This window comes from Vibrio toranzoniae, assembly GCF_024347655.1.
GTDB lineage: Bacteria > Pseudomonadota > Gammaproteobacteria > Enterobacterales > Vibrionaceae > Vibrio > Vibrio toranzoniae.
The window spans coordinates 1818318-1833360 of sequence record NZ_AP025514.1 but is presented as its reverse complement, the minus strand read 5'-3'; the positions used below and the strand labels follow the sequence as shown (position 1 = coordinate 1833360).

The following is a 15043-nucleotide window of genomic DNA, read 5'->3' as shown; positions in this document are numbered from 1 at the left end:
TATGTATGTAGTCAGGGGCTTTTATTCATCTAGCATTAAGAATGGGTATTGCATACTCACCACTATTAGCAAAAGCAAAAGCAAAAGCAAAAGCATACAAACTATCCCAAAAGGGAAAGAACATAGGCTTGCCTCTCTATTATCATAATCAGCTAGCCTATTTATCACGGAGTCGTTCAAATGAAACACCTAACTCAAGAAATGAGTGACTTTATAAGCAGAGGAACGGATTCTCACATTAGAGTAGCGGTAACGGGTCTGTCTCGTGCGGGTAAAACAGCTTTTATTACCTCGTTGGTTAACCAGCTTCTTCATACCTCTACTCACAAAAATTTACCGCTTCTTTCATCAGCGAGAGATGGAAGAATTATTGGCGCAAAGCGTATCCCTCAGCACAACATGATGATCCCCCGTTTCTCGTACGATGAAGCGATGGAGTCTTTGAATGCGCAGCCACCAGAATGGCCAGTGCCAACGCGTGATGTCAGTGAGATTCGTTTAGCCATAAAATTTAAGCCAGCCAAGGGCGCGAAAAAGCTACTGAGTAAAAACAGCACGCTCTTCCTAGACATTGTTGATTATCCAGGGGAATGGCTACTTGATTTGCCTTTGCTAGATATGGACTTTGATACTTGGAGCCAATCTCAATTTGCAGCGCTAAAAGGCGATAGAGAAACCTACTCGCAACAGTGGAACGCAATGCGTGGTGACGTTGACTTGTTAGCCGAAGCAGACGAAAAGAAACTGGTCGCGATTGTCGATAGTTACACTCAGTACCTTCATACTTGTAAAAGTAACGGACTGCACTGGGTACAACCGGGTCGATTCGTATTACCGGGCGAGCTTGAAGGCGCGCCTGTACTGCAATTCTTCCCGTGTATCGCACCAGAAGGTAAGTTCTCAAAAACAAGTAACTATGCTGTGCTAAAAGCGCGTTATGAAGAGTATCAACAGAAGGTAGTGAAAGCGTTCTATAAGAATCACTTTGCGACGTTCGATAGACAAATCGTGTTGGTGGACTGTTTGCAGCCACTTAATGCAGGTTACGACTCTTTCATGGATATGCGTGGCGCACTTGAGCAGCTATTGAAAAGCTTTAAGTACGGTCGAAGCAATATCTTAAGACGCTTGTTTGCACCTAAGATCGACAAGATCTTGTTTGCAGCCACCAAAGCCGATCACGTAACACCAGATCAGCATCCGAACTTGGTGTCACTGTTACAACAGATGGTGCACCCAGCGTGGCAACAGGCAGCGTTTGAACATATCGATATGAGCTGCATGAGCATCGCGTCTATTCAAGCGACCAGTGCAGGTTATATCTCTTCAGGGTCAGACAATGTTCCAGCGCTGCAAGGTGTCACCTTAGATGATGTACCTCAAACCATGTATCCGGGTGAGGTGCCACGTAAGCTTCCGAACAAACAGTATTGGGAAACCAACCAATTTGATTTCACGAGCTTTAGGCCAATGGAGCAACATTCCGATGAGCCTTGTCAGCACTTACGAGTCGATAAGGTTTTAGAGTATCTCATTGGCGATAAGTTGAAGTAATTGAGGCAATCAAAATGAGTGAATTAAAAACAAAGCAGATCTTTAATGAACCGTTGAAGACCTCTTTTGATGACAATGATAAGAATGAAGCGAGTTCAGAACTCGGAGCCCAGCAGTTATTTACCGAGCAAGAGAAATTTGTTCCTGTCGCACCACAAGTGGAAACCGACCTTGATGGTGACGCTGAGCAGCAACTGGAACAAGTGATTCGACCGAGCAAAAAGAAGAAGTGGTTTGGAACGGGTGTATTGGTCGCTTTCTCAGGCTTAGTCGGCTGGCAAGCGATTGATTCTGTCATCACCGCGATTCAATCTGCTGACTGGCTCGCCCTAGGTTGGGCTGGTTTCATAGCAGTTATTGCTTCGTTGGGCTTAGGCGCAATAGGCAAAGAGCTGTGGAAACTACGCTCACTGAAAGACCATTTTAGTGTGCAAGAACAGAGTGAAGAGCTACTGCAAAGCCAAAGTGTCGGTAAGGGCAAAACGTTCTGTGAAAACATCGCCAAGCAGGGCGGCATTATTGCCGAGTCTCCAGCTTATGATAAATGGCGAAACAGCATTAACCCTGCGCACAGTGATGCTGAAGTGTTGGATATGTACGATGCGCTAGTGGTGAGCCAACAAGATAAGGTGGCAACTCAAATCGTGACCAAATTCTCGACGGAATCGGCGGCCTTGGTTGCGGTGAGCCCATTAGCGGCGGCAGACATGTTGCTGGTGGCGTGGCGTAATTTCACCATGATAGACAAGCTCGCCGATGTGTATGGCATTGAGCTTGGTTACTGGTCTCGCATTAAGTTGTTCAAGTTGGTGTTAATCAATATGGCGGCAGCGGGCGCAAGTGAACTGGCAATAGATGCAAGTGTGGATCTCGTCTCGATGGATCTTGCTGGCAAAGTATCCGCGAGAGCAGGACAGGGCCTCGGTGTTGGTATCCTAACCGCTCGATTGGGCTTAAAAGCCATGACGTTGCTGCGCCCAATGCCTTGGCATAACGAGCGCAAAGTAAAACTATCAGACCTTCGTAAAGCCGTCCTTTCTGAAATAAAACGAATCACGCTGAAATAGTGCATACGACTTTGAAACAAAATGTATGACATTGAGTGGTTTGCGAGCGAAGAGTAAACATATGTTTACTCTTCTTCTTGACTGAACTCAGACCTTAATCCACACTACTGTCAACTTATCCTGACACCTATAATAGGACTATTTGTGCGTCTTGAAGTATTGTGTGAAGACAGACTCGGCTTAACGCGTGAGTTGCTCGATATCTTGGCCTCAAAAAGCATTGATTTAAGAGGAATCGAAATTGATGTTAAAGGCATTATTTACCTAAATTGCCCTGATATCAATTTTGATGCTTTTAGTGAACTTATGGCTGAAATTCGCCGAATTTCTGGTGTGAAGGATGTACGAAAAATCCAATTTATGCCAAGCGAAAGGCATAACACAGAGTTAATTGCTCTGTTGGCTAATCTACCAGACCCCGTGATTGCGATTGACCTTAAAGGGTCAGTTGATATAGCGAACCACGCTGCATTGAACCTATTCGGCAAGCAAGAAGACGAAGTGATCGGTGAGCCGCTTTCGACATTCGTACCTAGCTTCAATTTTGCTCGTTGGATCGAAGGTGACGTCACTCGTCATCGTGAAGTGGTGGTGTTGGATGGTTTAGATTTCTCGATTGAGGTTCTGCCTATTTATCTTGGTGGCGATGTTAACGAAGCAGTACTGGCCAGTGCAGTAATGACGATTCGCTCTTGTAATCAAGAGATGAACACGCCAGATGCCATCCCAGAACAGAACAACCTAGGTTTCGAACACTTTGTTGGTGTGTCTAATCGCCATAAAGCCTTGATAAGCCAAGCTAAGAAATTGGCGATGCTGGATCAGCCTCTGTTAATTGAAGGCGATACAGGTACGGGTAAAGAGATGCTGGCTAAAGCTTGTCACAACCGATCAAATCGCTCTTCTTTCCCATTTTTGATTCTAAGCTGTGCATCCATGCCAGATGACGTAGCGGAAACCGAATTGTTTGGTCATGCTCCGGGTTCATTCAACCATGAGCAAGGTCATAAAGGTATTTTCGAACAAGCGAATGGCGGTACGGTATTTTTAGATGAGATTGGCGAAATGAGTCCGCATCTACAAATCAAATTACTGCGTTTCCTACAAGATGGTTCTTTCCGTCGTGTTGGTGAAGAAGAAGAGATGCACGCTGATGTGCGTATTATCGCGTCAACGCGCCACCGCCTTTCTGAACTTGCCGATTCTGGTTCATTCCGTGAAGACTTGTTCTACCGCTTGAATGTACTGACACTGTCAATTCCAGCTTTGCGTGAACGTTCTAACGACGTAGCATCATTGCTAGATCTGTTCGTGGCTAAATATGCGCAGCAACTAGGCATGCTAAAGCCAAAGCTTACTCAAGAATTGATTGACCAGTTAGGCAACTACCAATGGCCGGGTAACATTCGTCAATTAGACAACATGGTTTTACGCGCACTGACAGAGTTGGATTCAGATACCTTAACCGTTGATCAATTCCACTTGCCTCAGTTAGAAACCATGACGGCAGGAATGGCGAATCTAAGCTTAGATGGTTCTCTGGATGAGATCATGAAAGACTATGAATCTCAGATTCTAGAGAAGCTTTATCAGTCGTTCCCATCAAGCCGTAAGTTAGCAAAGCGCTTGAATGTTTCTCACACCTCAATTGCCAACAAACTGCGCGACTACGGTATTAGAAAGAACTGATTGAGCCTGCTTGGGTATGTTATTAAGTAAGTGGGCAGTATTGAACAAGCAAACGGTATTGAGTAAGACATTAGAACAAGACCAGATAACGGAATAAGAAAGCGAATGGAAGATCTGAGTACACCTGAACGCGTTTATAAGCACGATGGAAACCTTATTCTACGTACAGCGCAAATTGACGATGCGAGCATGATCAGTGAGTATTTTCAAACAAACCGAGAGCACCTTAAGCCTTGGGAACCGACTCGAGAAGATGCGTTCTTCGAAAGAGAAGGTTGGGCGCAGCGACTGATCAAACTAAACGAGCTTCATAAAATGGGGCTTGGCTACTATTGTTTATTGATTAATGCGGACTCTAACGAAATGTTAGGGACAATCTCGTTCAGTAATTTGTCTCGCTTTCCGTTTTACGCCTGTAATGTGGGCTACTCGTTGGCTGAAAGTGCACAAGGCCACGGTTACATGCGAAGAGGCTTGAGCATGGCGAAGGACTACATGTTTGATGTGCAGAACATGCACCGTTTAATGGCGGGCTATATGCCTCACAATGAGCGAAGTGCTGGTGTGTTGGAACATCTTGGTTTTGTTCGCGAAGGTTTTGCTAAAGACTACCTACAGATTAACGGTAAATGGGAAGACCATATACTGACCGCGTTAGTTAACCCGAACTGGGAAGACAGACGCAATGCTTAAACGCAGTTGTAGTTAGCTACAGTTGTATTTAGCAGTAAGCGTATTTAAGTAAACAAGCGAACAACGAATTTAAAGGCAGCGAATATCAAGCGATCTCTAATCGCCGCTGCATCAGAAAGAACATATAGGCATGGTAATCCATAAGCCTGAGAAGAAATTTGAGGAATTTTGATGTCATACACAACTTTGGACGAATACCAAAGAAAATGGATTTTTACTCACCAGTCGATGCCACTACCCGCTGAGGACTTGGAAAAGATTAGGCCAATGACACAGGCAAGAGCATCTCAGTTCTGGAAAGAGAACGTAAGCCCTCAAAGCCCTGATGCCGAGCGACTAAGCTCGCAAGATTGGCCGAGCAAAGCATCGAACTGGAATGAAGAGATCAGCTGGATGGCACATTGGGAAGCAGATGAACCAGAAATGCCAGAAGAGATCCTAAACTTCATTGATTGGCAAGATGACGTAACTGTTTATTTTTGTTACGAAAAATATAATGTACTAGAGACCAAGTGGGCGATTTTTAAGAAGCATTGGAAGAACTTTTTGTTCTACGATGATGGTCCGATTCTACTTGGCCGCCGTCGTTCAGAAGCGCTTTGGTTCTCAACAAACGGTACCGTGAAAATCGGTAACCGAGCTTAATTAAAACATGATTTAATTAAGTCACGTTGTACAAACGACAGATAGAAAGCGAGCATCGAGCTCGCTTTTTTTGTGTTTGTGGATCTTTAAAGATCGTTGCGAAACACCCACTGTTTGAAGCTGAAAATTGAATCGAATTTCCACTCGTTTAAATACAGAGATTTACGAAATTGAGATCGCTATCCCATTGGCTTACTTGAAGTTTTATGGTTTTGGGCTATCTTTATAGTACTGCCTTAGTGGAGGTGAAGTATTATGATTTGGGATACTCTCGAACGTGTAAATAAACTTCGCAAGGAAGCAATGGAGGATCCAGAGTTTTTGGATTCAGCAAAAATGCATGAGCAATGGCTTTTAAGCGAAACTCATAGTCAATCAACCAAAGGAGCCAAGGGTAAGAAACCGAAAAAACTGTCCGATATTTATGAAAACACGGATTTTCCTATCAACCCAACAGGAACCAAACACTAACAATGATGAACAGCAACACGGCTAATAAGGCCTTTGAACAGCAAGCCTCTAATCAATTAGACATTGGCCAGCGAAACACGAGTCAAGCAGACACTTGCAAACAGGCCTTAAGCCACCAATAAAAAAGCCACTTTCAACGAATCGAAAGTGGCTTTTCTTTTTTTCATTAGTAACGAAAGCTAGTCGTTTTTAAAATTAGCTATTGATCAGGCTTAATCCGCTTGGCAATGCATCACCAAACACACGCTTAGACTCGCTCTCAGAAAGTTCAGTCACTTCACTCACTAGCATCAGCCAAGATTCAGGCACCTTACTTTGTTTCAGCTTCTCAATCACTTGGTTGCGATAGTCATCAGAGATATCAAACTGACGGTCACCCGTCTTACGACAAATCATCACAGCTGCGAAGGCTATCATTTGTTCTTTATGCCAGTTCTGTTCAAGTAGTTTCGGTAACCATTGCTCGGCTTGTTCTCTAGGAGTCACGCTGTGCTGACTGCCATACAAAGGCGTTCTTGATGCTAATCGACCCAGTGCCCACCAGTGCGCTTGCTCAAACTGATTCTGGTTAATCGCTTTGCTCAAGAACCAACTCGCCAGCAGTACTTTGTCTTCCACTTCAAGTTGCTCAAGTGACGCCGCTAAACGAACCATGGCCTCATAGCCATTGTCTTGTGCATCTTTAGCCGTTTTAGGGTTCTTCATTGCGCCCGGGTGAAGGTACTTAGCAATGTCGGCCAAGATAGTCTCTTGCTGCTCTTGGTTTAAACCGCCTGCAACACGACGCCAGAATACCCACCAGTCAGTCCAACCTTGATGGTTCTTAAACTGGATGTTTTGTTGGTATAGGCCCCAAATTTGCTCGATACGCCATGAGTCCGTTGGGTCGCCAAAGCCAGGACGCAGCGAGTAACCCGCTAAACGCAGCCAGTTCTTCTCGTGTGCCTCTGAGCGACGGCGACGCTTGCGACCTAATGAGAAGCTATCGAACAAATGACGAAGAGTCGTGAAGTCCCATTCATCACGTTTACCGAGTCGTTTCTCAAGGTCTTTCGATAGCGTCTTGATCTCTTTCGATTCAGCACTCTTCTTGTTGCCACTATATAGACGAGAGATTATCTCCTTACATTCATCCAATCTTGGATGTAGTTTAGAGGTTTCAGACTCATCACCTTGCTTGTTTCTTACTTCGAACTCAAGCAACCAACGTTTAGAGTCATCTTCAGTGCTCACACATTCTATTTTAAGTGTGCCTACTTCGGTCAACTGACAAGCGAGCAATACTTCAACGCGCTCTTTTTGGTTGGCTTGAAGCTCCACAGTCCCCGAACCTTCCAAGGTAGAAATGTAAGGTGGAAGAGGGGAGAACAGATCGGCATCCACATCCACCATCACACCGTTTTGGATTGCAGTGTCGTGTGCGATTTGATCGTGTGTTGAAGTCAGTAGATTAAAACGAACCGGCTCGCCAAGCGTCAATGAGAAACGACGGCTGTTCAAACGGATTTCTTGGCCTTCTTCAGTCCCTTTGGCAAGCAGACAAAGTGCTTTACCCATCTTGTTCTTTTCTTGTAGATGCAAGAAGTAAGAACGAGCGGCACCGCCACCGATTTTCAGCTGCGCACCACGGCGAGCTTTACCAAAAGCAACAGCCCCTAGAGCCACAGACCAATCAGGGTGAGGGTTATCTAATACTGTGATTGGAGAACCTTTCCAGTTACCTAGAAGCTGAGTAATACGTTCTGTCACAAGTTCACTATTGAACACACCCCCATTAAGTAGCACACCGATAGGAATAGCAGGTTTAGTATCGTCAAACTCGATAGAATCAGAGTTCTCTAGTGCTGTTTTCGACACTTGTTGGTGCGTTGCTAGGAATTCTGCAACGTGTTTACTGACTGCTGGATCGGCAACGTAAGGCAGGCCGAATTCAACCACAGCGCTGCGACGCTTGTCTGGTGTTTCAGTAAATTCAGAAAGTGGGAAGAAGCCTTCCAAAGCGATTTGATGAACTTCTTGCTTGGTTAAGCCAATACTCTTAGTGCCACCTAATAGCTTCGAGCCGCTACCAAGCATGGTAATCTTCACATCGTCTGGCGCATTAGCAGAAAGCAAGCGCTCTTTTGCAGCGCGAGTTTGTTGAATCAGTTTGGTTAGGCTAGAGGCATTCAGCTTCTTGTTTTGATTGAAGCGTTGTTCGGCTAGGTGAGCGAGGGCTAAATCTAGGTTATCACCCCCCAGCATCAAGTGTTCGCCAACGCCGATACGGTCGAGTGCTAGCTCGCTATGACCTTGCTTGTCCGTATCGTTATCCGCATTGAACTGCGCTTCAATTAAGCTCAAGTCGGTAGTACCACCGCCGACATCACACACTAAGATTAACGGGATCTGTTGAAGCACTTCCGCAGCTGTTTGCTGGTGGCGTGCATACCAGTCATAACAAACCGCTTGAGGCTCTTCGAGTAATAAAATCTTACCTAAGCCAGCAAGTTCTGCGGCTTCAAGTGTCAGCTTACGTGCTGTCTCATCGAATGATGCAGGAACCGTTACAACAACATCTTGGTCTTCAAGTTTGTTGCTTGGGTTACGGTAGTTCCATGCTTGGCGAATGTGATTCAGATAGCTCGCACTCGCGACAACCGGCGATACTTTATCGACATCAGCTGCGCCAGCCCAAGGGAGAATGTCTGAGCTGCGATCCACCGCTTGGTGAGATAACCAACTCTTGGCACTCGATACTTGGCGGCCTTCTACTTTAGCGCCTAGTTCACGTGCCCATTCACCGACGATAACGTTCTTGATATCGCCTTTTACTGGGCTTGGTTCCCACGGCATCGTCAGGTCAGAAGGGGAGATTTGACCTTGTGCTGGGTGGTAACGAAAGGATGGAAGTAGGGGCTTACGAACCACTTCACCGGGGCCGATGAGTTGATCGATATCGAAAAGAGAAACGGGAGCATGTTGTAGGTCGTCGTTGATTTCACAGTAGGCAACCACAGTGTTGGTTGTGCCTAAGTCAATGCCGACTAAAAAACGAGGAGATGCCATACAAAACCTTATTCTTCCAGAGTGATGACCAGTGTGTTGATAGTCTTGGTCTTATTATTGTCTTTTAAATGCTTTTCATACAGGGTTAGGGAATCGCATTGATAAAGTAACGGCACCCGTTAAGGTGCCGTTAGTTCATTATGCTTGTTCGTTTGAGTCGTTGTTCGAATCTTCACGAACGTCGAACTCAACGTGCCATTTCTGACCATTGTCAGTGGCAATCGCTTCTAGGTATAAGGTACCTAGCTCAGTAACGCGAGAAGCCAAAGTAACCGGAACCACTTCACCTTCGCGACGGCCTTCAGATACAGGCAGTGTCACTTGGATTTCCGGAAGCTCGTCTAGCTCTTCTGGTGCCCAGTGATCAAGATGCGTGCCCGCTTCATCTTCACGGCGTGTCGTTGAACCGAAGAATTGGAAGTGAACAGGCTGACCAATCACTAGACCGAACTCTTGGCTAGGCACTTGAACGCTTGAACCTTCTTCCATACCGAATGGTGCAACACACAGTGCTTCCATAGGAGGAGCCATACCTGGGATTGCGGGCATCGCGCTCTCGATTCCTACGTAGTAAGAAGATGCGATACCACCGCGGATACGAACGCCTTGACCACGACGAACTGCGCCGTAGTAAGAAGCGCCACTTGCAACCGCTAGGTCTAGGTCTAAACCTGAAAGCTGTTTAGCAAATTCAGCATCAGCATTGATCAACCACTCGTTGATGGTATCTGAAAGACGATCAGCAAGTAGGTTAGATTTTAGAACACCACCGTTGAACAGGATTGCTGTTGGCTTAATGAACTCTGCTGCAGGTACTTCTGCACCTGGCGCTTCTGTACCTGGCATACCGGGCATGTTTGCAAACGGGTTGAAATCTTGCTGAGCGGTTTCGGTATTTCCAGAAAGCGCGTTCGCTTGCTTAGACAGGAATGCAGCAATGTGACGAGTGATGCCCGCATCTTGAGCGTAAGGCAGACCCATTTGAGTCAGTGCACCACGTGTTTTCTGTACCGGATGCTCCGTTACAGCGACTTGTGGGAAGAAGCCATCAACCAAGGTTTGTTGTACTTCTTGCTGAGTCAGTTCTGTTTTCAGTGTCGCACCCAGCAGTTTAGAACCACGGCTTGGTACCACGATTGGCACAGATTGCAGTTCAGCATCGTTAAGTAGCGCTTCTTTAGCATCGCGACACGCGTGAGTCATCGCTTGAACTTGCCAAGGTGCCAGTTCTTTGCCGTCTTGAGCCAGTTTCATCTTCAAGCGGTAAGCAAGCGCTAAGTCCATGTTGTCGCCGCCAAGTAGGATGTGTTCACCTACTGCAATACGGTTCAGGCTTAGGTTGCCGTCGTCTTGAGTGACTTCAACTAACGAAAGGTCGGTAGTACCACCACCGATATCAACAACAAGTACGATGTCGCCAACGTCGACTTCGTCACGCCACTTGTCATCGCTGTTATCGATCCAGCTGTAAAGTGCTGCTTGAGGCTCTTCTAAAAGCGTTAGATGAGTGAAACCCACATTACGTGCCGCTTCAGCTGTTAGGTCGCGTGCAGCAGGATCAAACGAAGCTGGAACCGTGATTGTGACATCTTGGTCTGCCAGTTTGTGTTCTGGGTTTGCGTGGTTCCAAGCATCTTTAAGGTGCTCAAGGTACAGTTCAGTAGTCTTAAGCGGAGATACCTTTTCCACTTCATCAGGGCTACCTGCAGGAAGGAATGCATCACGACGGTTTACACCACCGTGGCATAGCCAAGATTTAGCACTTGCTACTAAACGGATAGGGGTTTTTGAACCAAGGTTACGCGCAATAGCACCTACTAGGGCTTTAGGCTCAGAAGACCAAGGAAGAACGCGAGAACCCGCATTCATTTCATGTTCGTGCGGCTGGTATAGGAACGAGCCAAGTTGGCTGCGAGTTTCTACTGTACCTGGAGCCGTCAGTTGAGGGATTGGCATCACCTCTACGCGAGCGTCTTCATTGGTAGTGTCGATGTAAGACAAAACGCAGTGTGTAGTACCTAAATCGATACCAACACTGAACTTAGGTGCTTGATGTTGCTCTTGAGAAGATAGCTCTTGTGAATGCTCTTGAGCTGAATGAGTTTGGTGTTCCATTATAGCTCCACCTCAGCCGGTGCAATCACAGATGCATCGTAATTCTCAGCAAGCTTAGGTAGGTTCATATCAGTTGCTTTCCAACCTTTGTGAACTAGCGTGCCGTTGAATGGTGCATTACCCGTTACATTGCCTGTTAGGCGGATCTCTTGCGGGTTGAAACCTTCAGCTACCGTGATGCGAGTCTCTTCATCTTCACTGCGGATGTGAGAAAGCGTTACGTAGTCTGCTAATACTTTTTGGCCGCCAGTGTGAATAACACGAGCCGCTGCGCCAACTTCTTCATCAGAGAACGAAGTTAGGTCTTCTTGTAGGAAGTCGATTAAGCGCGCTTCTTGTTGCATGATAGACAGAAGTTGCATTGCTGAATCTGTTGGCGCTGTCGCCAGCTTAGATTCCACTTCAACGACTTTTTCGATCACTTTTTCAACTTCAACAACTTTCTCTACTTCGACAATTTTTTCAACTGGCTTTTCAACTTCAACGATCTTCTCTACTGGTTTTTCTATGACTTTCTCAACCACTTTGGTTTTACGAGAAACGGCAATTAACAGTAGTAAAACGCTTGATGCAGTTAAGCCTGCGTGAAGCATATCAAACGTCTGTGGGATTAGGTTCAAATCAACGATCATAGTGATTTCTCTTTAAGATTGATTTAACGGTATATTCGCTGGTTTTGTAGAATATACAGGTTGGAAAGAAAACTCATTTATACAAAGGAAAAATAGATTCTTTCAAGCTATAAATATGGGTGGATACTAGCATGTTCAAGGCTTAAGGGCTTTATTAAATGTTTTCAATAAATTGGCTTTTTAGCGAGTTAGCTTGAAATTTAATCGAGAATTGTTGGTTTATTCGTCGTAAATGTCCACACTTTGTAAATAGTGTTAGTTTTGTCCCATTGTTAAAGCCAAGATAATTAGAGAGTAGTATTCTGGCAGTGTATACTTTCAAATCAATCAATATGAATGGAAACTGTATGCCCCATACAATCGACTCTATGACGGGGTTGAAAAAACGAACTCTGCCGTTAGTCGCCTTTTCGATTTCATTTTTGATAATGGTCTTGTGTTTTGTTCTAGTCGCGATCAATCAACATAATTCATTAAATACGAACTTGGATAGCTTTGCTAAGCAACAAACATTGAGCTTGAAAGCATTTATCGATAATGATGTGGCTTATATAGGTTCAGGTGCTAATTTTTTCTATTCCTCTGAGCCAGAGGGCTGGGATAAATTTGACCGTTTTGCTAAGCAAACGATTAATGGGTCGAAAAGCTTGATTGGGTTGCAATGGATGCAAAAAGTGGCGGTAGAAGATATCGCCGAACATACCGCACAAATGGTAGCGAAGTACCCATCCTACAAAATGTTTACTATTCCTAAACATGGCCCAAAAACATACGGTTATGTTTTGAGTGGTGAACCCGCATTTATTGCGACCGATATCTACCCCAATGATCAAGTAAACAATGATCTATTGGGTTTTTATTCTTCTCGTGAACGCTTTAAGTTGATCCTTGATAACATCAGAGAGACGCGTGAGGCTAATATTTCAGACAAAGTCCGCCTACTGCAAGACGGTTTAGATAGTGATACGCCGAAAAGGGGGATGCTGGTTTTCCATCCAGTGTTCGAGGATCACAGTGACAACTTATTGGGGGTTGTGATTGGTATCGTTCGTACGACGGCCTACTTTGATAACCTTTTGGCATCAACCATCGGAGATATAGACGTCTATGTACGTGTTACCGATAACGGCTTCGAATCAGAAGATGCTCCTATTTTATTTGAATCTGACGGCTACGAAGGTGTGTCTGGACACCATATTACAAAAACAATTACCTTGACTAACCGGCAATGGACGGTCGATTACAAGATAGATTCATGCATCTCTTTTAATGGTTATCTTGTATTGGCGGGTATTGCTTTTGTTGGTACAACCATCTCACTGCTTCTTGCTTATATTGTCAATTTACAAATTCGTGAGAAGGAGCGTTTATACCGAATGATTGATGAAAGAACGGAAGAGCTTCGTTTCTTAGCCAATCATGATAGCCTGACCGAAATTTATAACCGCCGTGCTTTCAATAAAATGCTCGACAAAGCCATTGAGCGAAACCAGCCCTTTAGTTTGATTGGGTTTGATGTCGATAAGTTTAAAGGTATTAATGACCAATTCGGCCACCCGGCTGGCGACGCTTTACTTATTCATGTTATCAAGCTGATTTCTGTCAATCTGAAACAAGGAGATGGTCTGTTCCGTTTAGGCGGTGATGAGTTCTGTATTATCTCTAGCATCTCGAACCATGAAGCTTTGAATCGTTACTTAGAATGCATTCGAAACACAGTGAGTCACTCTCATTGTGAACATCAAGGTCGACAACTGAGTTGTACTTTAAGTATTGGTGCTGCCATTCGTAGCGGTGAGGACTCTGAAGAGATCATGCAAAAAGCGGACAGCATGCTCTACCACAGTAAGTCAAATGGCCGAAATCGAGTCACAATTGCAGGCTAAATGAGCACTTGATGCAACTGGGGTCGAGTTCTTTATTGGGCTCATGTACAATTTCACGAAATTTTTGACGAGAGAATTAGGCGACGTATGAATCACAATCGAGTGGTGTGTTTCGATTTGGAAATGTGCTGTTGGAGCGAAGACGGGGTAGGTACAACAGGGGAGATCATTGAAGTTGGTCTTGCTGAGATTGACCTAGCATCCGGCACTATCGTGAAGCGCGCACAATACTACGTTAAGCCAGAGAAAGACGAAGTCTCTCTGTTCTGTGCCGAGTTGACGGGCATTACACCTCGTAAAATTGAAAAGCAAGGCCGCCCGCTAGAGTCTGTCATCAAGTCGATGATCAAGAACTTTGGTGGTCCAAACAAGATTTACGCAGCGTGGGGACGCGATGACCTCATCTTACACAAGGAGTGTAAAGAGAAAGGCATTGAACCTCCTTTCAGCGAGTTCTTAAACATCGCAACGCTTTATCGTGTTCAAAATAGATTGAAAGACAAACGCATTGGCCACAGGGCCGCTCAAGAAGCTAAGAACATTGAATGGGAAGGGCGCCAACATTCCGGTTACGTTGACGCGTACAACTTGGCGAAGCTAACGCTGACCATGCTTTAATTGTTGTGACTATTAGACCATTGTTTCTTACTTTCAAATCAGTGCTTTTTAGTGCGACAGATGACGGATGCTTAGGCTAATAGAAATGCTTAGGCTAATAGAAAAGCATTTTTGCTAAATTTTACCAATTACATTTAATTTCGTTTTAATGAAATCACTGTGGTCAACGTAGAGTAGCTCTGCTGTTTTACGGATCACAGAGTCTTCAATTGGGTCTATTTCACCATCTGCATGCGCTACTTCCCACATCGCTTTTATTAAGTCGATTCTTACTTGCTGAGACAATTCTCGTAGTTGAGATGTGTAATCATACAGCGATACCGATTGTTCTACTTTTGGCTCGGCTTGTTCCAGTAACGCCTTTGCTTGCTCCTCATCTAAGCCCAGCAAGCGCTGAATTAGCTGAAGCTTAGCCACTCTTTCCGATTCATCGATCTGGTGGTCGGCACCCGCAACTTCACATAATAAACTCGCGATGGCGAGATTGGGTGATGCGACTTGGTTTTTGCTTAGGTCTTGGCCTTCTATTAATTGTTTGAAGATTGATGTAAGAGAATTAAACATAACGAGCTCCAGTGAATGTTTATATCGAGTTTGCAACGCTGATAGATATAACTATTGGGTT

At 45.0% G+C, this 15043-nt stretch carries 12 protein-coding genes; 8 read left to right on the top strand and 4 right to left on the bottom strand.

All coding sequences use genetic code 11. The features are described from left to right. The first annotated feature begins 180 nt into the window (after positions 1-180). The 6 genes from OCU50_RS08060 (at position 181) to OCU50_RS08035 (ending at position 6119) form a co-directional block, all read left to right on the top strand. Complete coding sequence (locus OCU50_RS08060; RefSeq protein ID WP_060467906.1) at positions 181-1554, top strand: YcjX family GTP-binding protein; 1374 nt, start codon at positions 181-183, stop codon at positions 1552-1554. 14 nt (positions 1555-1568) lie between these two features. Beyond that, entirely contained in the window at positions 1569-2621 is a 1053-nt protein-coding gene (locus OCU50_RS08055) for a YcjF family protein (RefSeq protein WP_060467905.1), read from the top strand. Between the two features lie 144 nt (positions 2622-2765). Continuing rightward, entirely contained in the window at positions 2766-4310 is a 1545-nt protein-coding gene (gene tyrR / locus OCU50_RS08050; protein ID WP_060467904.1) for a transcriptional regulator TyrR, read from the top strand. Positions 4311-4415: 105 nt separating this feature from the next. After that, complete coding sequence (gene rimJ, locus OCU50_RS08045) at positions 4416-5003, top strand: ribosomal protein S5-alanine N-acetyltransferase (protein WP_060467903.1); 588 nt, start codon at positions 4416-4418, stop codon at positions 5001-5003. A gap of 171 nt (positions 5004-5174) precedes the next feature. Continuing rightward, on the top strand, positions 5175-5648 hold the full coding sequence (locus OCU50_RS08040) for a DUF2947 domain-containing protein (RefSeq protein ID WP_060467902.1): 474 nt from the start codon (positions 5175-5177) through the stop codon (positions 5646-5648). 255 nt (positions 5649-5903) lie between these two features. Next, positions 5904-6119: a hypothetical protein gene (locus tag OCU50_RS08035; RefSeq protein WP_060467901.1), complete on the top strand. Its 216-nt coding sequence runs from the start codon at positions 5904-5906 to the stop codon at positions 6117-6119. A gap of 195 nt (positions 6120-6314) precedes the next feature. Here OCU50_RS08035 and OCU50_RS08030 read toward each other — a convergent pair whose 3' ends face one another. From OCU50_RS08030 to OCU50_RS08020, 3 genes are all read right to left on the bottom strand, one after another. Next, positions 6315-9167, bottom strand: coding sequence for an Hsp70 family protein (locus OCU50_RS08030; RefSeq protein ID WP_060467900.1), 2853 nt, complete (start codon positions 9165-9167; stop codon positions 6315-6317). Positions 9168-9305: 138 nt separating this feature from the next. Continuing rightward, on the bottom strand, positions 9306-11282 hold the full coding sequence (locus tag OCU50_RS08025; protein ID WP_060467899.1) for an Hsp70 family protein: 1977 nt from the start codon (positions 11280-11282) through the stop codon (positions 9306-9308). Further along, positions 11282-11914, bottom strand: coding sequence for a DUF2760 domain-containing protein (locus OCU50_RS08020; RefSeq protein ID WP_060467898.1), 633 nt, complete (start codon positions 11912-11914; stop codon positions 11282-11284). Before OCU50_RS08020 ends, OCU50_RS08025 begins: the two co-directional genes overlap by 1 nt. Before the next feature lie 347 nt (positions 11915-12261). Between OCU50_RS08020 and OCU50_RS08015 the strand changes: the two genes are divergently transcribed. Together OCU50_RS08015 and OCU50_RS08010 are read left to right on the top strand one after the other, a co-directional pair. Next, on the top strand, positions 12262-13800 hold the full coding sequence (locus OCU50_RS08015; protein WP_060467897.1) for a sensor domain-containing diguanylate cyclase: 1539 nt from the start codon (positions 12262-12264) through the stop codon (positions 13798-13800). An 87-nt stretch (positions 13801-13887) separates the two neighbouring features. Continuing rightward, positions 13888-14418, top strand: coding sequence for a 3'-5' exonuclease (locus OCU50_RS08010; protein ID WP_060467896.1), 531 nt, complete (start codon positions 13888-13890; stop codon positions 14416-14418). A gap of 114 nt (positions 14419-14532) precedes the next feature. Here the strand turns inward: OCU50_RS08010 and OCU50_RS08005 are convergent, their stop codons facing one another. Beyond that, a complete protein-coding gene (locus OCU50_RS08005) occupies positions 14533-14982 on the bottom strand; it encodes a tellurite resistance TerB family protein (RefSeq protein ID WP_060467895.1) in 450 nt (149 codons plus the stop codon). Positions 14983-15043: the final 61 nt, after the last annotated feature.